The organism is Dyella thiooxydans, from assembly GCF_001641285.1.
In the GTDB taxonomy this organism is placed as follows: Bacteria; Pseudomonadota; Gammaproteobacteria; order Xanthomonadales; family Rhodanobacteraceae; genus Dyella_A; species Dyella_A thiooxydans.
Window position 1 is genome coordinate 1,339,464 of sequence record NZ_CP014841.1, and the last position, 23,473, is coordinate 1,362,936.

Consider the following 23,473-nt stretch of genomic DNA (forward strand, 5'->3'; position numbering starts at 1 on the left):
GGACTCCAGGGAAAACCTTCTAGTGGGCTCAGGTGGGGCCGCTGGTGCCGCCGCGCAAGGCGGCTGGCGGGTGAACGGATGCGCGCCGAACGGCCGGAACCGGAGCGCGGCCGTCGCGGTCGCAGTGCTATTGTCGCCGACCTATGACCATGGCACCACGACGTCCCCTTTCCCGCCTGCTCGTTGCGCTGGTCAGCGCCGGCCTGAGCCTCGCCGCCGGCGCGCAGGACAACGTTAGGCTGCCCGATCTGGGCAGCTCGGCGAACGCGCTGATTTCCGACCAGGAGGCGAACGATTACGGTGCCGCGATGCTGCGCCAGATGCGCGCGCTGGACATGGTGGTCGACGACCCCCTGCTGGACGACTACATCAACCACCTCGGCTACCGGCTGGTCGCGGCCAGCGACAAGCCCAAGGACCATTTCCGCTTCCTGATCGTCAAGGATCCGGAGATCAATGCCTTTGCCGCCCCAGGTGGGTACATCGCGGTCAACTCCGGCCTGATCCAGATCACCCGCAGCGAGAGCGAACTGGCCGGCGTGATCGCCCACGAGATCGGCCACATCACGCAGAACCACCTGCAGCGGGCCTTCGAGGCCTCCAAGAAGGATGCCCCCCTGATGGCACTGGTTCTGCTCGGTGCGATCGCCGCCGGCTCCAGCGCCCATTCCGGCGACGCCGCCGGCGCGATCCTGATGGGTGGGCAGGGGGCGTTGATGCAGAAACAGATCAACTTCACCCGCAAGGACGAGATCGAGGCGGATCGGGTGGGCATCCAGACCCTGGCCCGCGCCGGTTTCGATCCCAACGCCATGGCTGCGTTCTTCGAGCGGATGGAGGACACGCTGCGCACCGGTTCCGGAGGTGACGGCGTGCCCGCGCTGCTGCAGGACCATCCGGTCACCACCGAACGCATCAGTGACGCGAAAGAGCGCGCCGGCGCACTGATCGCGATGCAGAAGGAACGCCCCAGCGGCAACACCATCGATCCGGCGCAATGGGCGCAGAGCACCGCGCCGATCGCCTACGTGCGCAACCCGACCGACCTGCTGCCCGCCACGTCCGCAGCGGGCGACGTCGACACCTACGCCCTGATGCGCGAGCGGGTCCGCGTGCTGGCGGGCGATCCCTTGAGGCTGACCACTTATTACTCGGCCAACCTGCCGCACCATGGCTTCGACACGCTGGCCAACCGCTACGGGTATGCGCTCGCGCTGACCCGCAGCGGCAGTGGGGCGAAGGCGATCAGTGTCCTCCAGCCACTGCTGGCATCGCACCCCGACAACCAGGTGCTGCGGCTGGCCCTGGCCGACGCCGAACTGCAGGACGGCCAGCGCGCCCGCGCCCTGAACGCCTACGCTGCCCTCAACGACGAGTCGCCCCGCAATGCGGCGATCACCCTTGCCTATGCCAAGGCGTTGATCATCGACAAGCCGAGCAAGGGCCAGGCGGCCCACGCCGCGGCCCTGCTGCGTCCGGCCACCGACACCAGCGAGGATCCGGACATTTTCAGCACCTATGCCCGAGCCAACGAACTGGCCGGATATGACGCCCGCGCCGCCGAAGCCTATGCCGATGCCAGCTACCTCTCCGGCCGCCCGTTCGATGCGCTCGAACAGCTCAAGCGGGTGCTCAAGCGGAACGACCTGGACTACTACGCCCGGGCCCGTATCCAGGCGCGGATTGCCGAGCTGACACCGCTGGTGCTCGAGCTGCGCAAGCGCAAGGTGCAGACCGAAGACAACCCGGACCGCGGCCAGCAGTAACCGGGGTGACATCCCGTCGCGGCGCAACTGTCATCGCGACGTAACATAATGACGCTGCAATCCCACCGTCACAGACATGGGCGTAAGCAAGCGTGCACAAGCGCATTCTGATCGTTGAAGACGAAGCCTCGATCCGCGACATGGTCGCCTTTGCCCTGCGCAAGGCCGGCATGGAGGCGACCCAGGCGGCCGACGCCCGTGCCGCGCAGCTGGCCATCGCCGAGCAGGTGCCCGACCTGATCCTGCTCGACTGGATGCTTCCCGGCACCAGCGGTCTCGAGTTGGCGAGGCGCCTGCGCAAGGAAGAGCTCAGCCGGGAGATCCCGATCATCATGCTCACCGCGCGGGGCGAGGAGATGGACCGCGTCAACGGCCTGGAGGCCGGCGTCGATGATTACGTCATCAAGCCGTTCTCGACCCGCGAGCTGATCGCCCGCATCAAGGCGGTGCTGCGCCGCAGCCACGGCGACGACGGCTCCGGCATCGTGGAGCTGGGCGCGCTGCGCATCGATGGCCCGGCCCATCGCGTGTTCGCCGGCGACGAGCCGGTGTCGATCGGGCCGACCGAATACCGCCTGCTGTACTTCTTCATGACCCATCCGGAACGGGTGTACTCACGCGCCCAGCTTCTCGACCATGTGTGGGGCGGCAGCGTCTACGTGGAAGAGCGCACGGTGGACGTGCACATCCGGCGCCTGCGCAAGACGCTTGAGCCGTTCAAGCTGGACGACATGGTGCAGACCGTGCGCGGCTCGGGCTATCGCTTCTCCGCCAGCGTGTGATCGCCGCGGGCGCGGCTTGCGCAGCAACGAGGTTTTTCCGATCCTGCCGACTGCCCTCTCCCGCGGGATTCCATCGTCTTGAGCAACGTTCGACTCCCCGGAATGCCGGTCCTGGTTCTCTGGCTGGTCCTTGGCCTGCTTGGCGGCGGCCTGGCCGGTCACTTCGCCGGTGGCCACGCACCTGCGGGTGTGACCGTCGCAGCGCTGGCGGAAATCGTATTGCTGCTGTCTTCGATCCGTCATCTGCGTCGAGCGATGATCGCATCGCCCTCCTTCTCCCCGCCCACGCATGACCGTTTCATGACACGTACCCGCCGTATCGCCTCCAGCCTGCGCGACCTGCGCAGCGCCGCCGGCAACCTTCCCGATGCCGTGGTGCTGCTGGACAACGAGCAGCACGTGCGCTGGTTCAACCATGCGGCAGAGGACCTGCTGGGGCTGCGTCGACCGCAGGATCGCGGCTCCGACCTGCACGAACGGCTGCGCCACTCCGACCTCGCCGGCTGGCTGGAGGACGGCGCGCGCGAGCCGCTCAACGACATTCCCGCACCGGGTCGACCGGACCGTCACCTCAACGTCACCCTGTTGCCGTTCGGCCGCCGCCAGCGCCTGCTGCTGGCCCGCGACATCAGCGACCTCACCCGGCTGGAGCAGATACGCCGCGACTTTGTCGCGAACGTCTCGCACGAGCTGCGCACGCCGCTGACGGTGATCCACGGCTATCTCGAACTGCTCGATCCGGAGGATGTGCCCGAGCTGGCCCCGGTGCTGGGCGAGATGCGCGCCCAGTCCAAGCGCATGGGCCAGATCGTCGAAGACCTGCTGACCCTGTCACGGCTGGAAACGCAGGAGCACGTCTCCGACGAACGCGTCGCCATGGCTCCGCTGCTTGCCACCCTGCGCAAGGAAGCGGAGGCACTGAGCCAGGGCCGCCATCGCGTGGTGCTCGAGTCCACCGCCGAGACCGACCTGCTCGGCTCGCCCAAGGACCTGCACAGCGCCTTTTCCAACCTGGTCAGCAATGCGGTGCGATACACCCCGGCCGGCGGCACCATCACCATCCGCTGGCAGCGGCAGGGCGACGGCGCGGTGTACTCGGTGAGCGATACCGGCTTCGGCATTCCGGCCAACCACCTGTCACGCCTGACCGAACGCTTCTACCGGGTCTCGTCGAGCCGCTCGCGCGACACCGGCGGCACCGGCCTGGGCCTGTCCATCGTCAAGCACGTGCTGAACCTGCATCAGGCCCGCCTGCAGATCGAAAGCACGCCCGGCCAGGGGTCGACGTTCTCCTGCCACTTCGGCCGCGAGCGGCTGCTCGGCCCGTCAGCCGGCGACGAGGGCTGAACCGGCGCCGGTCGGGCCGATACCCCTGTCGTCACATGGGATGTGCGCCGACGACAGTTGCGACAGAATGGCGTCATGCGTCGTGCACCCTCGTCCCAAACTACCGAATCGGCCGAGCTCCGGGCTCCCGAGCTGTTCCTCAGCCGTGAACTGGCCGCACTGGAGTTCAACTTCCGTGTGCTGGCGATGGCGCGCGACCCGAACGTGCCCCTGCTCGAGCGCCTGCGCTACCTGAGCATCGTGGCCAACAACCTCGACGAGTTCTTCGAGGTTCGCGTGGCGATGCTCAAGCACCATCACCATTTTGGTTCGGCCTCGCCCGGCCCGGACGGCATCCCGTCCGGCGAGCTGCTGGCCCGCATCCGCGCCCGCGCCCTGGACCTCGTCGCCGAGCAATATGCCACCTGGCAGGAGGACCTCAGCCCCCGGCTGGAGGCCGAGGGCATCTGCATCCTGCCGCGCCAGCGCTGGAGCAAGCGCCAGCACCAGTGGCTGCGCGGCTACTTCGAGAAAGAGGTTCTGCCGGTCCTGTCGCCGCTGGGGCTGGACCCGGTCCACCCGTTCCCGCGCATCCTCAACAAGACGCTCAACCTCGCGGTGGTGCTGAAGGGCCGCGACGCGTTCGGCCACGAGGGGCACATGGCGCTGGTGCGGGCGCCACGTTCGCTGCCGCGGATCATCCGCGTCCCGGCCGAGGTCAGCGGTCCGGGCGAGCATTTCGTGTTCCTGGCCGAACTGCTGCATGCCTTCGTCGACCTCGCCTTTCCAGGCTTCAAGGTGCTCGGCTCGCACCAGTTCCGGGTGACCCGGAATAGCGAGCTGATGGTCGAGGAGGCCGAGGTCGACAACCTGGCCCGGGCGCTGTCCGAAGAGCTGCTCGGCCGCGGCTATGCCCGGCCGGTGCGCCTGCAGATCGGCACCGACTGCCCCAAGTCGATCACCCGCATGCTGGTGGAGAACTTCGACCTGGAGGAGGCCGACGTCTACCGTTGCGACGGACCGGTCAACATCATCCGCGCGGGGCTGATCTACGACTGGGTCGACCGGCCCGACCTGAAGTTCCCGCGCTTCACCCCGCGGGTCCCGGCCACCATCGAGGCCAGCCGCAACAAGTTCGACGTGATCGCCCAGCGCGACGTGCTGCTGCACCATCCCTACGAGAGCTTCTCGGCCGTGGTCGACCTGCTGCGCCAGGCCGCGCAGGACACGCAGGTGCTGGCGATCAAGCAGACGCTGTACCGCGCCGGCGAGGACACCCCGCTGGTCGACCTGCTGATCGAGGCGGCACGCAACGGCAAGGACGTCACCGTAGTCATCGAGCTGCGCGCGCGTTTCGACGAGGAGGCCAACATCCGCCTCGCCACGCGCCTGCAGGAAGCCGGCGTGCAGGTGGTCTACGGCGTGGTCGGGTTCAAGACCCACGCCAAGATGATGCTGATCGTGCGCCGCGAGGGCGACCGTCTTCGCCGCTACGCGCACCTGTCCACCGGAAACTACCACCAGGCCAACAGCCGCCTGTACACCGACATCGGCCTGATGACGGCGAACGAGGAAATCGGCGAGGACCTGCACAAGATCTTCCAGCAGCTCTCCGGGCTGGGACCGACCATCAGCCTCAAGCGCCTGCTGCACTCGCCATTCACCCTCTACAAGAGTGTGGTGGCGAAGATCGAGCGCGAGACCGAAAACGCGTGTGCCGGAAAGCCCGCGCGGATCGTCGCCAAGCTCAACGCGCTGAACGAATCGCACGTGATCGAGGCGCTCTACCGGGCTTCCCAGGCCGGCGTCGAGATCGACCTGGTGGTGCGCGGCGCCTGCACGCTGCGGCCGGGTCTGCCCGACGTTTCCGAGCGGATCCGCGTGCGCTCCATCGTCGGCCGCTTCCTCGAGCACAGCCGGGTGTACTGGTTCGCCAACGACGGCCAGCCGGAGCTGTACTGCGCCAGCGCCGACTGGATGGAGCGCAACCTGATGCGGCGCATCGAGGTGGCCTTCCCGATCCTCGACCCCGTGCTGGCCCAGCGCGTGTTCGACGAGACGCTGGCCAATACGCTCGCCGACAACACGCAGGCCTGGCTGCTGGGCAGCAACGGTCGCTACACGCGCGCCACACCCGGCGAACAGCCGCCCTACAACGCCCAGCAGTCGCTGCTCGACAAGCTCAGCGGGCCGATCAGACCGTAAGGGATCCAAGCATGCCCCACACCGCCTCCGCACCGCGTCCGCCAAGCCGCCTGGAATGCCTCGCATGACGCTGGGCGACAACGTGCCGATCCGCGACGGCGAACTGGTTGCCGCAGTGGACATGGGATCGAACAGTTTCCACATGGTCGTCGCGCGGGTCGAACACGGTGAGCCGCGCGTGATCGATCGCCTGCGCGACACCGTGCGCATGGCCGCGGGCCTGCGCAGCGACGGCACCCTCGATGCCGAGCACCGCGCGCGGGCCCTGAACTGCCTGGCCCGCTTCGGCCAGCGCCTGGCTGGCCTGCCCTCGCTGCACGTGCGCGCGGTGGCCACCAATACGGTGCGCCGCCTCGCCTCGCCACAGGCGTTTCTCACGGCCGCGGAAACCGCGCTGGGCCACCCGGTGGAAGTGGTCTCCGGCCGCGAGGAAGGTCGCCTGATCTTCCTTGGCGTGGCCCACGACCTGCCCGCCTCGCGCGAGCCCCGGCTGGTGATCGACGTCGGCGGTGGCAGCACCGAATTCATCATTGGCCGCGGTGTCGCGCCGCTGCATACCGAGAGTGTCCAGGTCGGCTGTATCGCCTCCACGCTGCGCTTCTTCGCCGGCGGCAAGCTCAACCGCAAGCGCTGGCAGAAGGCCCGTGGCGAGATAGGCCTGCTGCTGCAGCAGTTCGAAGAGGACTACCGCGAGGCGGGCTGGCAGGAGGCATTCGGCTCGTCCGGTACCGCCAAGGCGATCGGCTCGGTGGTTCAGGCGATGAAGCTCTCGGACGACGGCATCACCCAGTCGTCGCTGGCCTCATTGCGCGACGCGCTGCTCGACCAGGGACAGATCGGCTCGCTCAAGCTCCCGGGACTGGCCGACGACCGCGCGCCGGTGATCGCCGGCGGCGTGGTGATTTTCGAGGCGGCCTTCCAGGCGCTTGGCATCGAGCGCATGCGCGTGTGCGAAAGCTCGATGCGCGAGGGCCTGCTATGGGACATGCTCGGCCGCGCCGGCGGTAGCGATCCGCGCACAGCGAGCATCGATGCGCTGGCCACCCGCTACGGAGTGGACCGGGCACAGGCGCGACGCGTGGAGTCGACCGCACTGGTGCTGTTCGACCAGATCGCGTCGCAGTGGAAGCTCGATGCCGAGGCGCGCGAGTGGCTATCCTGGACGGCCCGTGTGCACGAGATCGGCCTGGCGATCGCCCACAGCCAGCACCATCGCCACGGCGCCTACATCCTGCGCAACGCCGACCTCGCCGGCTTCTCCCGGCAGGAGCAACAACTGCTCGCGGCCATCGTCGAACTGCACCGGCGCAAGCCGGACAAGGCGCTGATCTCGGCCCTGCCCCAGCGCTATCGGCTGATCGCCCGGCAGATCACGGCCCTGCTGCGGCTGGCGGTACTGTTCCGCCGGGCACGCCGCGCCGAATCTCTGCCGGCGCTGCGGCTGGCCGCCACCCGGCAACGCCTGCGCCTGGCGCTGCCGGCCGCATGGCTGGAGCAGCATCCGCTCACCGAGGCCGACCTGGAGCAGGAGCGCTCCCCGATGTCCGATCTCGGTTTCACCCTGGCCCTCAGCGCGATCTGACCGTGGCAGCGCACTGCGATTCAGCCACGGCCAGCCCCAGGCTGGCGCGGCCGCGTATCATTGGGCGATTCCAGGCACGCGCGAGATCCACGTTGAAAGCTTTCCTGCTCTCCCTGCTGCTCATTGCTCCGTCCACCCTGCTGGCGCAGAAGGCACCCAAGGACGCCAGCACGGCAACTCCACAGCCCACCGCGCAGGAGACGCCGCGGCCGGAAGTGGTGATGCATACCTCGCTCGGCGACATCACGCTGGAGCTCTACCCGGACAAGTCGCCCAAGAGCGTGGCGAACTTCCTCCAGTACGTCCGTGACGGTTTCTATGCGGGCACCGTCTTTCATCGCGTGATCCCGGGCTATCTGGTGCAGGGCGGCCTGTACACCCGCGACCTGCAACCGCGCCGCACCCGGCCGGCGATCGCCAGCGAGGCAGACAACGGCCTGTCCAACGTGCGCGGCACCATTGCGGTCGCCCGCGGCGCCGACCCCAATTCCGGCACCTCGCAGTTCTTCTTCAACCTGGTCGACAACCGCCGCCTGGACTTCGTCGGCAGCCAGAGCGGGCTGACCTGGGGCTACGCCGTGTTCGGCAAGGTGATCAAGGGTATGGACGTGGTCGACAGGATCGCCTCCCTGCCTACCCGCGCGCAGGGGCCGTTCGCGGGTGACGTGCCCAACCCGCTGGTGGTGATCACCGGTGCGGATATCGTCGGCGAGGCCACCAAGAGCGAAGACACTCAGCCAGCGACCGCCGGCAGCGCAGCGCCCGCGGCCAAGGCCGCCACGAGCAAGCCGAAGAAAGGCGCCGCACCGACCAAACGGCACGGCTGATCGACGTGCATACGCTGCTCATTTCCGATCTGCACCTGGACGTCGCGCGCCCCGGTATCACCGACCTGTTCGAGCGCTGGATGGCCAGCGACGAGGTGCGCTCGGCCGATGCCCTGTACGTCCTCGGCGATCTGGTCGAAGCCTGGATCGGGGATGACGACGACGCGGAGCTTCCCGCCCGAATCGCGGTGGCCACGCGCGCGGTTGCGGACGCCGGCGTACCGGTGCACTTCATGGCCGGGAACCGCGACTTCCTGCTGGGTGAGTCCTTCGCCCGGCGCGCCGGACTGATCCTGCTCGAAGACGGCACCGTCCACGCCATCCAGGGCCAGCCCACCCTGCTGATGCACGGTGACGTGCTCTGCACCGACGACGTCGCCTACCAGGCGGTCCGCCGGCAGGTACGCCAGCCGGCGTGGGCCGCACAGGTACTGGCCATGCCGCTGGATGCCCGACGCGCGTTCGCCGCGAAAGCACGCGAGGACAGCCGCGCCCACACCGGCTCGACCATGGAGACCATCATGGATGTGAATGCAGGAGCGGTCGCGCAGGCGATGCGCAACGCCGGCGTCACCCGGCTCATCCACGGCCATACCCATCGCCCGGCGGTGCATCGTTTCGACCTCGACGGGCAGCCTGCCGAGCGCATCGTGCTGGGCGACTGGTACGAGCAGGGCTCGGTACTCCGGGTCACTCCCGGCCACGTCGAACTGCGCGGCCTGCCGACGGACTGATCCGACCGCGAACGCTGTCACCTGGCGCGCGGCATGGGAAGCACAGCACAACGCACCGCCCCTCTCTACTCCACCGCATACACGCAGCGCCCCGAAAGGGGTGTGCATGTCCAGTGCCTTGCGAGGGAGCGTTGACCCTGTCCATGGAGCCCACCCGTCCGCCCTGCGCATGGACGTCCGCTTTTCCGGCTGTCCGAATCCTGCTGCAGACGAAAATGAGGGGCTTGCCAGAGCCGTCCACGGAATGGACATCGGAGCAGCCGATGACACTCGAGGTGAAACGGGGGCGACCGGTCGCCAGAAGGTCCGTCGCCCCACGGCCCCGGACCAGATACGCAAAACGCCCCGCGAAGGGGGCGTTTTGCGTATCTGGCGGAGAGAGAGGGATTCGAACCCTCGATAAGGCTTTTGACCCTATACTCCCTTAGCAGGGGAGCCCCTTCGGCCTCTCGGGCATCTCTCCGTGTTTTGCCGCATTGCTGCGGAGCCGGCAAGGATACTGACCGGCGCGCTCGAGGTAAAGCCTTCGCGATTATTCCGCGGCGTCTTCCGGGTGCGCGGCACCACCGGACTCGTTCTCGCCCTTGATACGCTGGTAGATCTCTTCGCGGTGGACCGCGACGTTCTTCGGGGCATTGATGCCGATGCGCACCTGATTGCCCTTGACGCCGAGAACGGTGACGGTCACCTCGTCACCGATCATCAGGGTTTCACCGACCCGGCGGGTCAGAATCAACATGGCTTGCTACTCCATCATTTGGTGTGGTTACAGGCCTTCTGTCGGTGAGACCTCACCCCTGAGTCCACCAGCAGTTCGACGACAGTTTCCGTCGAAGGCCTTTCCGCCTTCCCCGGCATCCGCCAAGGCGAATTAACTGTCTTGGCAGGCGATATCACCGCAATTCGTGATACCGACAATCTATTGATACTAGCCGAGCCCAGACAGGGCGCGCAATCAGCGTCTAGTGGAACCGCCCCACCTTTCCCATGCCTTCCATCAGGCTCCGAGGCGCGCCCCGATCCAGGCTGGCAGGTCAGCGAGCAGTGTCGGCAACTGCGGGGCATCGTCACCACCGCCCTGCGCCATATCCGGTCGCCCGCCCCCCTTGCCACCGATCTGGCCGGCAATGTGGGCGACCACCTCGCCGGCCTTGATGCGCCCGAGCGCCGCACCATGCACACCGGCGACCAGCGAGGCGCGACCCTCGGCCACGCCGGCCAGCAGCACCACGCAATCGCCCAGCTGCTGCTTGAGCTGGTCGACGCTGTCGCGCAACGCCTTGGCGTCCAGCCCTTCCAGACGCGCCGCGACGACCTTGATCCCGCCCACGTCGGTCGCCGAGGCCGCGAGGTCCGCGGTCGCCGAGCCGGCCGCCTTGGCGCGCAGCGATTCCAGCTCGCGCTCGAGCTTCTTCTGCTTTTCGAACAGTTGACGCAGCTTGTCGACGACTTCGTCGCCGTTGCCGGAGAGCAGATGGGCCAGCTCGCCCAGACGGCGCTCCTCGTCGGCCACGTAGGCCAGTGCACCCGCACCGGTCACCGCCTCGATGCGGCGCACGCCGGAGGCCACGCCCGCCTCGCTGACGATCTTGAACAGACCGATGTCGCCGGTGCGACCGACGTGGGTACCACCGCACAGTTCGGTCGAGAACTCGCCCATTTTCAGCACGCGCACTTGGTCGCCGTACTTCTCGCCGAACAGCGCCATCGCGCCGAACGCGATGGCATCGTCGTAGGCCATGTGGCGCACATCGGCGGCGGCATTGCGACGCACCTCGGTATTCACCAGCGCCTCGATCTCGGCCAGCTCCTCGCGGCTCACCGGCTTGTGGTGCGCGAAGTCGAAGCGCAGGCGATCCGGGGCCACCAGCGAGCCCTTCTGGGTCACGTGGTCGCCGAGCACCTTGCGCAGCGCCGCGTGCAGCAGGTGGGTGGCCGAGTGGTTGAGCACGATCGCCTGGCGACGCTCGCCGTCGACGGCCGCCCGGACCACGTCGCCCTGGCTCAGCGGCTGGGCGCCCTGCCAGCGGCCGGCGTGGCCGAAAAACACGCCACCCATCTTCAGCGTGTCGGCCACGGCGAAGGTGCCGCCGGCCCTGGACAGTGTGCCGGTGTCGCCGACCTGGCCGCCGGACTCGGCGTAGAACGGCGTGCGGTCGAGGATGACGAAACCCTCCTCGCCCTCGGCCAGCTGATCGACCTGGCGGCCGGCGCGGACGATTCCGACGACCCTGGCGCCCTCAGCCGCCAGCGCCTCGTAGCCGAGGAATTCGGTGGGCTTGAGCTGGCTGGCCAGCTCGGCCGGCATCACGCCCTTGGCCTCGAACTTGCCCGCCGCACGGGCGCGCTCGCGCTGCTCGTTCATGGCCTGCTCGAAGCCGGCCATGTCCACGTCCATGCCGCGTTCGCGGGCGATGTCGGCGGTCAGGTCGACCGGAAAGCCGTAGGTGTCGTACAGGCGGAACGCGTCGACGCCGGGGATGGTCTTGCCGGCCTTGCCGGCCACTTCGTCGAACACGCGCATGCCGTGCTCGAGCGTCTCGCCGAAGCGCTGCTCCTCGGTGCGCAGCGCGTCCTCAATGAACGCCTGCTTCGCCGCCAGCTCCGGGTACGGCTCGCCCATCTCGGCGACCAGCGGCGCGACCATCTTCCAGAAAAAATCGCCGCGCACGCCGAGCATCCAGCCGTGGCGCAGCGCCCGGCGGATGATCCGGCGCAGCACGTAGCCGCGGCCCTCGTTGGACGGCAGCACGCCGTCGACGATCAGGAACGAGCACGCGCGGATGTGATCGGCGATCACGCGCAGCGACTTGTTGGCCAGGTCCGCCGTGCCGGTGAACTCGGCGGCCTTGGCGATCAGCCGCTGGAACAGGTCGATCTCGTAGTTCGAGTGCACGTGCTGCAGCACGGCGGCCAGGCGCTCCAGGCCCATGCCGGTGTCCACGCACGGCGCCGGCAGCGGGCTCAGCGTGCCGTCCGGCGCACGGTCGAACTGCATGAACACCAGGTTCCAGATCTCGATGTAGCGGTCACCGTCCTCGTCCGGCGACCCGGGCGGGCCACCGGCCACGTCCGGGCCGTGGTCGTAGAAGATCTCGGTGCATGGACCGCAGGGGCCGGTGTCGGCCATCTGCCAGAAATTGTCCGAGGCAAAGGGCGCGCCCTTGTTGTCGCCGATGCGCACGATGCGCTCGGCCGGCACGCCGATGACCTTGTTCCAGAGCTCGAAGGCCTCGTCGTCGGTGTGGTAGACGGTGACCCACAGCTTCTCTGCCGGCAGCTTGAACACGCCGGTCAGCAGCTCCCACGCCCAGGCGATCGCCTCGCGCTTGAAGTAGTCGCCGAACGACCAGTTGCCCAGCATCTCGAAAAAGGTGTGGTGGCGCGCGGTGTAGCCGACCGAATCCAGGTCGTTGTGCTTGCCGCCGGCGCGCAGGCAGCGTTGCACGTCGGCCGCGCGCACGTACGGGAGCTTTTCGCTGCCGAGGAACACGTTCTTGAACGGCACCATGCCCGAATTGGTGAACAGCAGGGTCGGGTCGCTGGACGGCACCAGCGAGGCCGAGGGCACGATGGTGTGACCCTTGGCGCGGAAGAATTCGAGGAAGGCGGAACGGATTTCGGCGGTCTTCATGCAGGCATCTGGCGTCGGGGCCGCCGGCGAGGGGCGGCAGAAACGAATCCACGCCGGGGCGACGCCACGCGACCCTGAAGCTCAGTCGTCGTCGGCGTCATCCACGTCGGCGTGGGTAACACGACGTACTGTGGCGGCGGAAAAGCCGCGACGCAAGAGGAACTGCGCCCGTTTGGCCCGCTCGGCGTGGTCCACCGGGGCCTTGCCGCCGTAGCGTCTGCGCAGTTGCGACGCGGCACTGGCATCCCAGTCGACGTCGAGTTCGTCCAGGCAGGCGCGGATAGCGGCATCGTCCAGCCCGTGGGTCTTCAGCTCCATCCGGATCCGCACCGGTCCATAGCCCTGTCCGGCCCGGTTGCGCGTCAGCATGCCGGCGAAGCGTTCGTCGTCCTGGTAGCGCTGATCGCCCAGGCGATCCAGCGCCTGCTCGGCCTCATCCCCCTCGAAGCCCTTGCGGTCGAGCTTGCGCCGGAGCTCGCGGCGCGACTGCTCCCGCCGCGCCAGCATGCCCAGCGCGGCCGCATAAGCCGATGGCTTGTCCGGTGGCGGCTTGCGGCCAAACGCCATCGCCGCGCCGTCAGCGCGTGGAGACGGGTCGCGCCGCGACCCGCGAGCGCAGCGCGCCGTCGATGTCGTCCACCGACTGGCCGGCCGAACGGACAGCGGCCTCGATCGCCGCCACCTCCAGGCCGCCGGGGCGGGAGGCCTCGGCCAGGGCCCAGATGTGCGCCGCCCGATGACCGCTGCGGCAATAGACCAGCACCGGCCGGGCCGGCGCCGCGAGCGCGCGGCCGACCGTTGCGACCGAGTCGGCCGGCATCGTGCCGGGCGCGACGGGGGCATAGTCGAACGCCATGCCAAGCGCATGGGCCGCGCGGGCCATCTCGGCGGCGGTCGGCTGGCCCGGGGCCTCGCCGTCGGGCCTCACGACCACCACGGCGGCCAGACCACGAGCCTGCAGTCCCTGAAGCTGCGCCGGAGTGACCTGGCCGGCCAGCCAGACACCGCCGGGCAGCTCGTGGACTACCGGTGCCGGCACTGGCGCCGCGGTGGCGCCCCCTTCGGCGGGTGCGCGAGCCGCGCTCGGGCCGGCCACCCCGAGCGCGAGCACGAGGCCGGCCACCAGCGGAACTGAACGGCGCGACTTCACCGGATCAGGCCTCCGACTCGACCTCCTCCTCGGTCGCCGCAGCAGCCTTGCCGCTGGCCGAGACCAGCAGGCGGGCGCGCAGCTGCTGGTCGATGTCGTTGGCGATGGCCGGGTTGTCGCGCAGGAACTGGCGCACGTTCTCCTTGCCCTGGCCGATGCGGTCGCCGTTGTAGCTGTACCAGGCGCCGGACTTGTCGATCAGGTTCTCGCGCACGCCCAGCTCGATGATCTCGCCCTCGCGAGAGGTGCCCTCGCCGTAAAGGATCTCGAACTCGGCCTGGCGGAACGGCGGCGCCACCTTGTTCTTGACCACCTTCACACGGGTCTCCGAGCCGATCACCTCGTCGCCCTTCTTCACTGCACCGGTGCGGCGGATGTCCAGGCGCACCGAGGCGTAGAACTTCAGCGCGTTGCCGCCGGTGGTGGTCTCGGGACTGCCGAACATCACGCCGATCTTCATGCGGATCTGGTTGATGAAGATCACCAGGGTGCCGGACTTCTTGATGTTGGCGGTGAGCTTGCGCAACGCCTGGCTCATCAGGCGGGCGTGCAGGCCGACGTGGGAGTCGCCCATCTCGCCCTCGATTTCCGCCTTCGGGGTGAGCGCGGCGACCGAGTCGACCACCACCACGTCCACGGCGTTGGAGCGCACCAGCATGTCGGCGATCTCCAGCGCCTGCTCGCCGGTGTCCGGCTGCGAGATCAGCAGGTCGTCCAGGTTCACGCCCAGCTTCTCGGCGTAGGACGGGTCGAGCGCGTGCTCGGCGTCGACGAAGGCCGCGGTGCCGCCGTTCTTCTGGCAGTTGGCGATCACCTGCAGGGTCAGCGTGGTCTTGCCGGAGGACTCCGGACCGTAGATCTCGATGATGCGGCCGCGAGGCAGGCCGCCGATGCCCAGGGCGATGTCCAGGCCGAGCGAGCCGGTGGAAACGGTCTCGATGGCCTCGTTCACGCGGTCGCCGAGACGCATCACCGCGCCCTTGCCGAACTGCTTTTCGATCTGGCCGAGGGCCGAGGCGAGCGCCTTGCGCTTGTTGTCATCCATCGTGGGGATCCTGCGTCAACGGTGAAAAGGAGGGTGGTGAATCGTCTACGGCGCGGAGCATGCGCCGGAGCCATCTCAAGGGCTGCGATTCCGGGACACGGAGTATCCCACACCGGTCAAGCCCGACCCGGTCGTCGACCCGCCCTGCCCACGGCGGGCAGGCGCCGGCTCAGCCGGTCAGCTCACGCCCCAGCCCGCTGAGCGCCGCGGCCACGGTCTGCCGCCGGATCGCGTCGCGATCGCCGCCGAAATGGAACACCCTGGCATGGGCATAGCCGCCGCGGCGCTTCCAGCCGATCCAGACCGTGCCGACCGGCTTTTCCTCGGTACCGCCGGAGGGGCCGGCGATGCCGGTCACCGCGACCGCCGCCCCGGCGCCGAAGCGCGCCAGCGCGCCGGAGACCATCTCCAGCACGGTCTCCTCGCTCACCGCGCCGGTCCGCTCCAGCGTCCGCGGGTTGACGCCGAGCAGCGCCTCCTTGGCCTCGTAGCTGTAGGTCACCACGCCGGCATCGAACCAGGCCGAGCTGCCCGGCAGGTCGGTGAGCACCTTGGCGATAAAGCCGCCGGTGCACGATTCGGCGGTCACCAGCATCAGCTTGCGCTCGCGCATCAGGCCGGCGACCTCCTCGGCGAGCCGACGCAGCGCCTCGTCGGTAGGAACGGATGCGGACTCCATGCGAGACTCCTCGGCTTCGGAACAGGCGCCACGCGCGGCGCGAAGCGTTCCGTTCTACCCGTTCCGCCCGATCGAGCCAAGACCCGCCCCGAGCATGAGCCAAGACGATCTTTCCCAGCACACCCCGCTGATGCGGCAGTACCTCTCGGCCAAGGCCGCGCATCCGGACGTGCTGCTGTTCTTCCGCATGGGCGATTTCTACGAGCTGTTCTACGAGGACGCGCGCAAGGCGGCGCGACTGCTGGACATCACCCTGACCCAGCGCGGGCAGTCGGCCGGCCAGCCGATCCCGATGGCCGGCGTGCCCTATCACGCGGTGGAGAACTATCTGGCGCGCCTCGTGCGGCTGGGCGAGTCGGTGGCGATCTGCGAGCAGATCGGCGACCCGGCGCTGGCGAAGGGCATCGTCGAGCGCAAGGTGGTGCGCATCGTCACCCCCGGCACGGTGACCGACGCCGCGCTGTTGGAAGAACGCCGCGACAACCTGCTGCTGGCGATCGCCGCCGGTCCGGGCGGCAGCTACGGCCTGGCCTGGGTGGATCTTTCCAGCGGGCGCTTCCTGCTCAGCGAAGTGCCGACCGCCGAAACCCTCGCCGCCGAACTGGCCCGGCTGCAACCGGCCGAGACGCTGGTCGACGAGTCGGTGGCCTGGCCGAAACTGGTTAGCGCCCTGCCCGGCCTGCGCAAGCGGCCGCCGTGGCATTTCGACGCCGACGCGGCCCGGCGCGAGCTCAACCGCTTCTTCGGCACGCGCGACCTCGGCGGATTCGGCGTGGACAAGCTGCCGCTGGCGATCGCCGCGGCCGGCTGCCTGCTCGGCTACGTCGAGGAAACCCAGAAGAGCGCGCTGCCGCACCTGTCCGGCATGGCGGTGGAAAGCGCCAGCGAGACCATCGCGCTGGACGCCGCGACCCGCCGCAACCTGGAGCTGGACACGCATCCCACCGGCCGCACCGAGCACACCCTGCTCGGCGTGCTGGACGAGACGGTGACGCCGATGGGCGCGCGCCTGCTGCGCCGCTGGCTGAACCGCCCGCTGCGCTCGCGCGAGCTGCTGCGCGGCCGCCACGGTGCGATCGCCGCGCTGATCGACAACCGCCGCTACCAGGGCCTGCGCGACACCCTGCGCGGCATCGGTGACCTGGAACGCATCCTCGCCCGCGTGGCGCTGCGTTCGGCGCGTCCGCGCGACCTGTCCACGCTGCGCGACGGCCTCGCCGCGGCGCCGGAACTGGGCGGCCAGATCGTGGCGCTGGAAAGCCCGTTGCTGCACGCGCTGGTCGATCGCATCGGCGACCACGCCGACCTCGCCGACTGGCTGGCGAAGGCGATCGTGGCCCAGCCGCCGGTCCTGCAGCGCGACGGCGGCGTGATCGCCGACGGCTACGACGCCGAGCTGGACGAGCTGCGTCGCCTCTCGACCCACGCCGACCAGTACCTGGTCGAGCTGGAGGAACGCGAGAAGGCCGCCAGCGGCATCGCCACGCTGAAGGTCGGCTACAACCGCGTGCACGGCTACTACATCGAGATCAGCAAGGCGCAGTCGGACAAAGCGCCCACGCACTACACGCGCCGCCAGACCACCAAGAACGCCGAGCGCTACATCACCGAGGAGCTCAAACAGTTCGAGGACAAGGTGCTGTCGGCCAAGGAACGCTCGCTGATGCGCGAGCGCGCGCTTTACGAAGCCGTGCTCGACCGGCTGATCGAACACCTCGAGCCGCTGAAGGCCGCTGCCTCGGCCATCGCCGAGCTCGACGTGCTGGCCACCCTGGCCGAGCGCGCCGACACGCTGGACTGGAGCGCTCCCACCCTCACCGACGCGCCGGGCATCGCGATCGAGCGCGGCCGTCATCCGGTGGTTGAGAAGGTGCGCGACGAGCCGTTCGAACCGAACGACCTGATCCTCGACGACGCCCGCCGCATGCTGGTGATCACCGGCCCCAACATGGGCGGCAAGTCCACCTACATGCGCCAGAACGCGCTGATCGTGCTGCTGGCCCATATCGGCAGCTACGTGCCGGCGAGCGCGGCCACGATCGGCCCGATCGACCGCATCTTCACCCGCATCGGCGCCGGCGACGACCTCTCGCGCGGCCAGTCCACCTTCATGGTGGAGATGAGCGAGACCGCCAACATCCTGCACAACGCCACCGAGCACAGCCTGGTGCTGATGGACGAGGTCGGCCGCGGCACCAGCACCTACGACGGCCTCGCGCTGGCCCGCGCCTGCGCGGTGCATCTGGCGGCAGCCAGCCGCGCCTACACCTTGTTTGCCACCCACTACTTCGAGCTGACCGAACTGGCCGGCGAATACCCCGGCATCGCCAACGTGCATCTGGACGCGGTGGAGTACGGCGACCAGCTGGTCTTCATGCACGCGGTCAAGGAAGGCCCGGCCAACCGCAGCTTCGGCCTGCAGGTGGCGGCGCTGGCCGGCCTGCCCAAGGCAGTGATCGCCGACGCGCGGCGCACCCTGGCCGCGCTTGAAAAGGGTGCGCATCCGGGCGGAGCCGCCACGCGCCGGGAAGAGGCCTCGCCGCAGCTCGGCCTGTTCGCGCCGCCCGAGCCCTCGGCGGTGGAGAAACGGCTGGCCGAGGTCGATCCCGACGCGCTCTCGCCGCGCGACGCACTGGCCGAGCTTTACCGGCTCAAGGCGCTGTCCTGATCCGCGAGGCCGGCGCAGGCTGTGCGCCGGCCGCCCTCCCCCGGAACCACGCACCATCGTGCTAGTCCATGGCGCGCATGCAGCATAGCCTCAGACTATCGATTGCATCGGAACAAACGAATTCACGCATGACAGACGGAGGACTACCTTGGCCGGGTCGCGATCGCGGACCAGCCACCGCCAGCCCCGTCGCGCATCGTTCCCTCAGCAGCGGAGGCGTGCATGGTCCCGAGTCCGAACCGTGTGAGGCATGACCTCCGATTGCCGGCGCGGTTGTCACCGGCCTCCGCACTGCACACCGGCGACATCTCCTGCACGCACCACCGCGCATGCTTGCGCGGCTGAGCGGCGCACGGCGAACGCGTCGAGGGAATTCCCACCCACGTCAGGCATCCCGGCGCAGGAACTGACCGGAAAGCCGCATCACCAGGCCAGAGGGAGAAAGATCATGTCCAGCGAAGCGAAATGCCCGTTCCATCCTGCCGCCACCGGCACCACCAACCGGGACTGGTGGCCCAACCAGCTTCGACTCGAACTGCTCAGCCAGCACTCGGAGAAGTCCGACCCGCTGGGCCGCTCGTTCGACTATCGCAAGGCATTCGCCAAGCTCGACTATGCGGCCCTCAAGAAGGACCTGCTGGCGATGATGACCGACTCCAAGGACTGGTGGCCGGCCGACTTCGGCAGCTATGCCGGCCTGATGATCCGCATGGCCTGGCACGCCGCCGGCACCTACCGCATCGGTGATGGGCGCGGTGGTGCCGGACGCGGCCAGCAGCGCTTCGCTCCGCTCAACTCGTGGCCGGACAACGTCAGCCTGGACAAGGCGCGACGCCTGTTGTGGCCGATCAAGCAGAAGTACGGCCAGAAGATCTCCTGGGGCGACCTGATGATCCTGGCCGGCAATGTCGCACTGGAGTCGACCGGCTTCCGCACCTTCGGCTTTGCCGGCGGCCGCGAGGATGTATGGGAGCCCGACCAGGACGTGTCCTGGGGCAGCGAGACCGAGTGGCTGGCGCTCAGCAACACGCCGGACAGCCGCTACTCCCACGGCAAGCCCGGCGAGCGCAACCTGGACAACCCGCTGGCTGCCGTGCAGATGGGCCTGATCTACGTGAACCCGGAGGGTCCGGACGGCAACCCCGATCCGGTGGCCGCCGCGCACGACATCCGCGAAACCTTCGCCCGCATGGCGATGGACGACGAAGAGACCGTCGCGCTGATCGCCGGCGGCCACACCCTGGGCAAGACCCACGGCGCAGCCCCGGCCAGCCACGTCGGCGCGGATCCGGAATCGGCGCCACTGGAGCAGCAGGGCTTCGGCTGGACCAACTCGTTCGCCAGCGGCGTGGGCAAGGATGCGATTACCTCCGGCCTGGAGGTCACCTGGACCCGCACCCCGGTGCAGTGGAGCAACGACTACTTCAAGTTCCTGTTCGATTTCGAGTGGGAGCTGGAGAAGAGCCCGGCCGGCGCGCAGCAATGGGTGGCCAAGGGCTCCGAAGCGATCATTCCCGGCCCCTCGGCGGATTCGCCCAAGCGCCGGCCGACCATGCTCACCACCGACCTCTCGCTGCGCTTCGACCCGGCCTACGAAAAGATCTCGCGCAGGTTCCGGGACGATCCGCAGGCCTTCGCCGAAGCCTATGCGCGCGCCTGGTTCAAGCTCACCCATCGCGATCTCGGTCCGAAGTCCCGTTACCTCGGGCCGGAGATCCCGAAGGAAGATCTGCTGTGGCAGGACCCGCTGCCCAAGGCCGCGCATCATCCGACCGCCGCCGACATCGCCGACCTCAAGGCGAAGATCGCCGCCTCGGGCCTGAGCGTGTCGCAGCTGGTGTCGATCGCCTGGGCCTCGGCGTCGACCTTCCGCGGCGGCGACAAGCGTGGCGGTGCCAACGGTGCGCGCATCCGCCTCGCCCCGCAGAAGGACTGGGCGGTCAACGCCGCGGCAGTGAAAGCGCTGCCGAAGCTGGAAGAGATCCAGAAGGCATCCGGCAAGGCTTCGTTGGCCGACGTGATCGTGCTGGCCGGCGGCGTGGGTATCGAGATGGCGGCGAAGGCCGCGGGCCTGAGCGTCGAGGTGCCGTTCTCGCCAGGTCGAGTGGATGCCAGCGCCGAGCAGACCGACGTGGACTCTTTCAGCTACCTGGAGCCATTCGCCGACGGCTTCCGCAATTACCTGAAAGGCAAGTCGTCGGTGCCTGCCGAACACCTGCTGGTCGACAAGGCCCAGTTGCTCACCCTCACCGCGCCGGAGATGACCGCGCTGGTCGGCGGCCTGCGCGTGCTGGGCGCGAACTTCGACGGCGGCAAGGACGGCGTGTTCACCGACAAGCCGGGCGTGCTCGGCAACAACTTCTTCGTCAATCTGCTGGACATGGCCACCGAGTGGAAACCGGCCGGCGAGCGCTTCGAGGGGCGCGACCGCAAGACCGGCGCGGTGAAGTACACCGGCACGCGCGTCGACCTGGTGTTCGGCTCGAACTCGGTGCTGCGCTCGCTGGCCGAGGTCTACGCCCAGGCCGACGGCAGGGACAAGTTCGTCGCCGACTTCGTCGCCGCCTGGGTCAAGGTGATGAACCTGGACCGCTTCGACCTGCAAGGCTGACTCGGGCGAGGAAGAACGGTGGCGGAGGGCAACCTCCGCCGCCGCTCTCATTTGGCGGGTTCACTCACGCGTGGGCGCCGTGTCGGCAGGCACCTGCGTCGTAGGCTCTTCCACGTGCGGGTCCAATGCCCCGGTGAACACGGGAGTGACCATGTGCGGATCGTCGGCATCCGGCAGGGCGACATCCGGGATGCTGCTGTCGATGGCCGAGTCCACCGGCAGATCCTGCGGAGGATCGAGCACCGGGTCGCGCGCGGGCAAACGGCCCGCCTCGACCAGGTGCTGGATGCGGCCGAATACCTCAGCCCGGCCGAACGGCTTCTTCATGAAATCGTCGGCACCGAAGCGCTGCACGTAGAACTGCTCGGTCGCCTGCAGGTTGCCGCTGATCATCACGATCGGAATGCCATGGGTGTCCGGCTCGCGGCGCAACGCGCGCAGCACGGCGAAGCCGTTCATGCCCGGCATCACGATGTCGAGGAAGATCAGCTCGGGCTTCTCCTCGCGAGCCAGGCGCAGCGCCGTCTCGCCGTCGCCAGCCTTCGACACCACGTAACCGTCCTGGGTGAGCATCTTGCCCAGCACCGCGCGGATGGTCGGCGAATCGTCCACCACCAGCATGCGCGTGCCCCGCACGGCCTGCGTGCGGGGCATGTGCTGGCGGCGCTCGGTGCCCAGCAGGCGCTTGAACAGATCGAAGCCTGACATGGTGACCCTCCCCTCGATACTCGCGCCTAGTCTCGGCGCCTGCTGCCCGGGAAGCAATTGTCGCGTGCAGGCGACGGCCTGCATCCGCAATTCAGTCCTGGTTGGATCCAGCCTCTTTCAGGCGACGCAGATCGGCGCGATCGTGCTTGCCGGGCCGCCCGACAGGCCGTGGCGCAAGCATCAGACGACGATTCGCGCGTGCGGCCTCCCGCGCAACGCGACTGGCCTCGCTCTCGCGATACAGCGCCTGCGCCACCGGTGCCGGACCGCGCTGGCCCGACAGGCCCAGCACTTCGACTTCCATCGTCTCCTCACCGCGACGGACGATCATGCGGTCACCCACGCGCACCGGCCGCGCCGCCTTGCACGGTCCACCGTTGAGCTCGACCTTGCCGCCGCCGACCGCCTGCTTGGCCAGGCTTCGGGTCTTGAAGAACCGGGCCGCCCACAGCCACACGTCGATGCGCAGGTCGTCGGCCGGAGTGCATTTCGCTTCGCTCATGACGGCATTATGGTCGACCGGACCGCACCGAGGAAAAGCCCGCATGGACCCGACCCTGCAATCCTGGATCATGGCCGGCATCGCCTTCGTCTCCGGTTTCATGCTGGCACGGTCGATCTACCGGCTAGCGAAACCGACCAGCCGGCCCGCACCGCCGCGCATCGACGACGAGGCCGTCGACGCCGCGATCCGCGCGAACAAGATCATCGAGGCGATCAAGCGGTACCGGGACCGCACCGGTTGCGGCCTGAAGCAGGCAAAGGAAGCGGTCGAGCAACGGGCTCGCGAGCTGGGCATGCGCCGTTGAACCGCTAGCCCCCCATCAGCAGGTTCGCCAGCGGCACTGTCGCCAGCGACAGCACGATGCCGGCGCCCAGCACGGTGTTGGCCAGGCGCGGTTCCAGTTCGTACTGGTCGGCCAGGATCGCCGCGGAAATCATCGGTGCCATCGCCGCCTGCAGCACGCCGACCACCAGGGTCAGGCCGGTGACGCCGGCGAGCATGCCCAGCCCCCATCCGGCCAGCGGCGCGAGCGCCAGCTTCCAGGCCAGCCCGCTGGACAGCGCGCCGAGCTGGTCGCGGTGCAGGTGCAGCTTGAACTGCAGGCCGACCGAGAACAGCGCCAGCGGCGTCAGCGTCTGGCCCAGTTGCAGGAACAGGTGATCGAGCGTCCCCGGCCAGCCGCCGGCAAGACCGGCGACGATGCCCACCAGCAGCGCGATGAACGCCGGAAAAGTGGCGATCCGGCGCACCACCAGCGCCACGCTGGGCTGCCGTCCGGAGTACAGCGAGGCCACCACGATGCCGCCGGCGGCCAGCAGCGGAAAGCAGCCGAGCTGATCGGACACCACCGCCAGCGCCAGCCCCGGCTGTCCGTGCATCGCCTGCACCATCGGATAGCCCATGAACGAGGTGTTGCCCAGGCCGCACACCAGGGTCAGCGCGCCAATGCGCGAGCGCGACCAGCCGAACAGGCGTCCCAGCAGCGCGAACAGCAGCCAGGCCCCGAAGAAGGTCACCCACATCGTCGCCACCGGAAACCACAGGTGCCGGTCGAAGTGCACGCGCGGGATCATCGCCAGCACCAGCGCCGGCAGCGCGATGTTCAGCACCCACCAGTTCAGCCCGGCCACGATCCCGGCCGGCGGACGGGCGAAGCGCGCCACCAGGGCGCCCAGCACCAGACACACGAACAGCAACAGCAACGCACTCATCGGCGGCGACGGCCCACGCAACGCAAAGCGCCATTAGACG

General features: G+C 68.6%; 19 protein-coding genes and 1 tRNA gene. 10 read left to right on the plus strand and 10 right to left on the minus strand.

Annotation, left to right across the window (positions count from 1 at the left end):
- Positions 1-143 precede the first annotated feature (143 nt).
- The 7 genes from ATSB10_RS06125 to ATSB10_RS06155 all read left to right on the plus strand — a co-directional run bounded on the left by ATSB10_RS06125 (position 144) and on the right by ATSB10_RS06155 (position 9,222).
- Positions 144-1,766: a M48 family metalloprotease gene (locus ATSB10_RS06125; protein ID WP_063671305.1), complete on the plus strand. Its 1,623-nt coding sequence runs from the start codon at positions 144-146 to the stop codon at positions 1,764-1,766.
- Positions 1,767-1,858: 92 nt separating this feature from the next.
- On the plus strand, positions 1,859-2,548 hold the full coding sequence (gene phoB / locus ATSB10_RS06130; protein ID WP_026107161.1) for a phosphate regulon transcriptional regulator PhoB: 690 nt from the start codon (positions 1,859-1,861) through the stop codon (positions 2,546-2,548).
- 102 nt (positions 2,549-2,650) lie between these two features.
- Positions 2,651-3,895 carry a phosphate regulon sensor histidine kinase PhoR gene (phoR, locus tag ATSB10_RS06135; RefSeq protein WP_157469116.1) on the plus strand — a complete coding sequence of 415 codons (1,245 nt, stop codon included), beginning with the start codon at positions 2,651-2,653 and terminating at the stop codon, positions 3,893-3,895.
- Positions 3,896-3,970: 75 nt separating this feature from the next.
- Positions 3,971-6,079, plus strand: a complete 2,109-nt coding sequence (gene ppk1 / locus ATSB10_RS06140; RefSeq protein ID WP_063671306.1) for a polyphosphate kinase 1 — start codon at positions 3,971-3,973, stop codon at positions 6,077-6,079.
- A gap of 64 nt (positions 6,080-6,143) precedes the next feature.
- Positions 6,144-7,661: a Ppx/GppA phosphatase family protein gene (locus ATSB10_RS06145; protein WP_083966103.1), complete on the plus strand. Its 1,518-nt coding sequence runs from the start codon at positions 6,144-6,146 to the stop codon at positions 7,659-7,661.
- A 92-nt stretch (positions 7,662-7,753) separates the two neighbouring features.
- Positions 7,754-8,488: a peptidylprolyl isomerase gene (locus ATSB10_RS06150; protein ID WP_063671310.1), complete on the plus strand. Its 735-nt coding sequence runs from the start codon at positions 7,754-7,756 to the stop codon at positions 8,486-8,488.
- 5 nt (positions 8,489-8,493) lie between these two features.
- Positions 8,494-9,222 (plus strand): UDP-2,3-diacylglucosamine diphosphatase, encoded by a 729-nt coding sequence (locus ATSB10_RS06155; protein ID WP_063671312.1) that lies wholly within the window; start codon positions 8,494-8,496, stop codon positions 9,220-9,222.
- A gap of 370 nt (positions 9,223-9,592) precedes the next feature.
- Here the strand turns inward: ATSB10_RS06155 and ATSB10_RS06160 are convergent.
- From ATSB10_RS06160 to ATSB10_RS06190, 7 genes are all read right to left on the minus strand, one after another.
- A tRNA-Ser gene (locus tag ATSB10_RS06160) sits at positions 9,593-9,685 on the minus strand.
- Between the two features lie 69 nt (positions 9,686-9,754).
- Positions 9,755-9,961, minus strand: a complete 207-nt coding sequence (gene csrA, locus ATSB10_RS06165) for a carbon storage regulator CsrA (RefSeq protein ID WP_063671314.1) — start codon at positions 9,959-9,961, stop codon at positions 9,755-9,757.
- A gap of 258 nt (positions 9,962-10,219) precedes the next feature.
- Positions 10,220-12,856 carry an alanine--tRNA ligase gene (gene alaS / locus ATSB10_RS06170; protein WP_063671316.1) on the minus strand — a complete coding sequence of 879 codons (2,637 nt, stop codon included), beginning with the start codon at positions 12,854-12,856 and terminating at the stop codon, positions 10,220-10,222.
- Positions 12,857-12,937: 81 nt separating this feature from the next.
- On the minus strand, positions 12,938-13,423 hold the full coding sequence (locus ATSB10_RS06175) for a regulatory protein RecX (RefSeq protein WP_017460930.1): 486 nt from the start codon (positions 13,421-13,423) through the stop codon (positions 12,938-12,940).
- Between the two features lie 10 nt (positions 13,424-13,433).
- Positions 13,434-14,006 carry a protein tyrosine phosphatase family protein gene (locus tag ATSB10_RS06180; RefSeq protein WP_017460931.1) on the minus strand — a complete coding sequence of 191 codons (573 nt, stop codon included), beginning with the start codon at positions 14,004-14,006 and terminating at the stop codon, positions 13,434-13,436.
- A gap of 4 nt (positions 14,007-14,010) precedes the next feature.
- Positions 14,011-15,051: a recombinase RecA gene (recA, locus tag ATSB10_RS06185; RefSeq protein WP_017460932.1), complete on the minus strand. Its 1,041-nt coding sequence runs from the start codon at positions 15,049-15,051 to the stop codon at positions 14,011-14,013.
- 169 nt (positions 15,052-15,220) lie between these two features.
- Positions 15,221-15,730: a CinA family protein gene (locus ATSB10_RS06190; RefSeq protein ID WP_063671317.1), complete on the minus strand. Its 510-nt coding sequence runs from the start codon at positions 15,728-15,730 to the stop codon at positions 15,221-15,223.
- Between the two features lie 94 nt (positions 15,731-15,824).
- Here ATSB10_RS06190 and mutS point away from each other — a divergent pair, with 94 nt between their 5' ends.
- Positions 15,825-18,398 (plus strand): DNA mismatch repair protein MutS, encoded by a 2,574-nt coding sequence (gene mutS, locus ATSB10_RS06195; RefSeq protein WP_063671319.1) that lies wholly within the window; start codon positions 15,825-15,827, stop codon positions 18,396-18,398.
- 448 nt (positions 18,399-18,846) lie between these two features.
- Positions 18,847-21,009, plus strand: coding sequence for a catalase/peroxidase HPI (gene katG, locus ATSB10_RS06200; RefSeq protein WP_063671321.1), 2,163 nt, complete (start codon positions 18,847-18,849; stop codon positions 21,007-21,009).
- A 60-nt stretch (positions 21,010-21,069) separates the two neighbouring features.
- On the opposite strand, the gene ATSB10_RS06205 is transcribed toward katG, so the two are convergent.
- Both ATSB10_RS06205 and ATSB10_RS06210 read right to left on the minus strand, forming a co-directional pair.
- Complete coding sequence (locus ATSB10_RS06205) at positions 21,070-21,717, minus strand: response regulator (RefSeq protein WP_063671322.1); 648 nt, start codon at positions 21,715-21,717, stop codon at positions 21,070-21,072.
- 91 nt (positions 21,718-21,808) lie between these two features.
- Entirely contained in the window at positions 21,809-22,219 is a 411-nt protein-coding gene (locus ATSB10_RS06210) for an RNA-binding S4 domain-containing protein (RefSeq protein ID WP_063671324.1), read from the minus strand.
- Positions 22,220-22,262: 43 nt separating this feature from the next.
- Here ATSB10_RS06210 and ATSB10_RS06215 point away from each other — a divergent pair, with 43 nt between their 5' ends.
- On the plus strand, positions 22,263-22,526 hold the full coding sequence (locus tag ATSB10_RS06215) for a hypothetical protein (protein ID WP_063671325.1): 264 nt from the start codon (positions 22,263-22,265) through the stop codon (positions 22,524-22,526).
- 4 nt (positions 22,527-22,530) lie between these two features.
- Here the strand turns inward: ATSB10_RS06215 and ATSB10_RS06220 are convergent, their stop codons facing one another.
- Positions 22,531-23,433, minus strand: coding sequence for an AEC family transporter (locus tag ATSB10_RS06220; protein WP_205631101.1), 903 nt, complete (start codon positions 23,431-23,433; stop codon positions 22,531-22,533).
- Positions 23,434-23,473 lie beyond the last annotated feature (40 nt).

What these genes read in the sequence shown, in the direction of transcription:
- ATSB10_RS06215 (WP_063671325.1), top strand. Translation starts at nt 22,263, where the DNA reads ATGGACCCGACCCTGCAATCCTGGATCATGGCCGGCATCGCCTTCGTC.
- ATSB10_RS06145 (WP_083966103.1), top strand. Translation starts at nt 6,144, where the DNA reads ATGACGCTGGGCGACAACGTGCCGATCCGCGACGGCGAACTGGTTGCC.
- ATSB10_RS06205 (WP_063671322.1), bottom strand. Translation starts at nt 21,717, where the DNA reads ATGTCAGGCTTCGATCTGTTCAAGCGCCTGCTGGGCACCGAGCGCCGC.
- ATSB10_RS06190 (WP_063671317.1), bottom strand. Translation starts at nt 15,730, where the DNA reads ATGGAGTCCGCATCCGTTCCTACCGACGAGGCGCTGCGTCGGCTCGCC.
- ATSB10_RS06125 (WP_063671305.1), top strand. Translation starts at nt 144, where the DNA reads ATGACCATGGCACCACGACGTCCCCTTTCCCGCCTGCTCGTTGCGCTG.
- ATSB10_RS06175 (WP_017460930.1), bottom strand. Translation starts at nt 13,423, where the DNA reads ATGGCGTTTGGCCGCAAGCCGCCACCGGACAAGCCATCGGCTTATGCG.
- phoR (WP_157469116.1), top strand. Translation starts at nt 2,651, where the DNA reads ATGCCGGTCCTGGTTCTCTGGCTGGTCCTTGGCCTGCTTGGCGGCGGC.
- ATSB10_RS06220 (WP_205631101.1), bottom strand. Translation starts at nt 23,433, where the DNA reads ATGAGTGCGTTGCTGTTGCTGTTCGTGTGTCTGGTGCTGGGCGCCCTG.
- csrA (WP_063671314.1), bottom strand. Translation starts at nt 9,961, where the DNA reads ATGTTGATTCTGACCCGCCGGGTCGGTGAAACCCTGATGATCGGTGAC.
- ppk1 (WP_063671306.1), top strand. Translation starts at nt 3,971, where the DNA reads ATGCGTCGTGCACCCTCGTCCCAAACTACCGAATCGGCCGAGCTCCGG.
- alaS (WP_063671316.1), bottom strand. Translation starts at nt 12,856, where the DNA reads ATGAAGACCGCCGAAATCCGTTCCGCCTTCCTCGAATTCTTCCGCGCC.
- recA (WP_017460932.1), bottom strand. Translation starts at nt 15,051, where the DNA reads ATGGATGACAACAAGCGCAAGGCGCTCGCCTCGGCCCTCGGCCAGATC.
- mutS (WP_063671319.1), top strand. Translation starts at nt 15,825, where the DNA reads ATGAGCCAAGACGATCTTTCCCAGCACACCCCGCTGATGCGGCAGTAC.
- ATSB10_RS06210 (WP_063671324.1), bottom strand. Translation starts at nt 22,219, where the DNA reads ATGAGCGAAGCGAAATGCACTCCGGCCGACGACCTGCGCATCGACGTG.
- katG (WP_063671321.1), top strand. Translation starts at nt 18,847, where the DNA reads ATGTCCAGCGAAGCGAAATGCCCGTTCCATCCTGCCGCCACCGGCACC.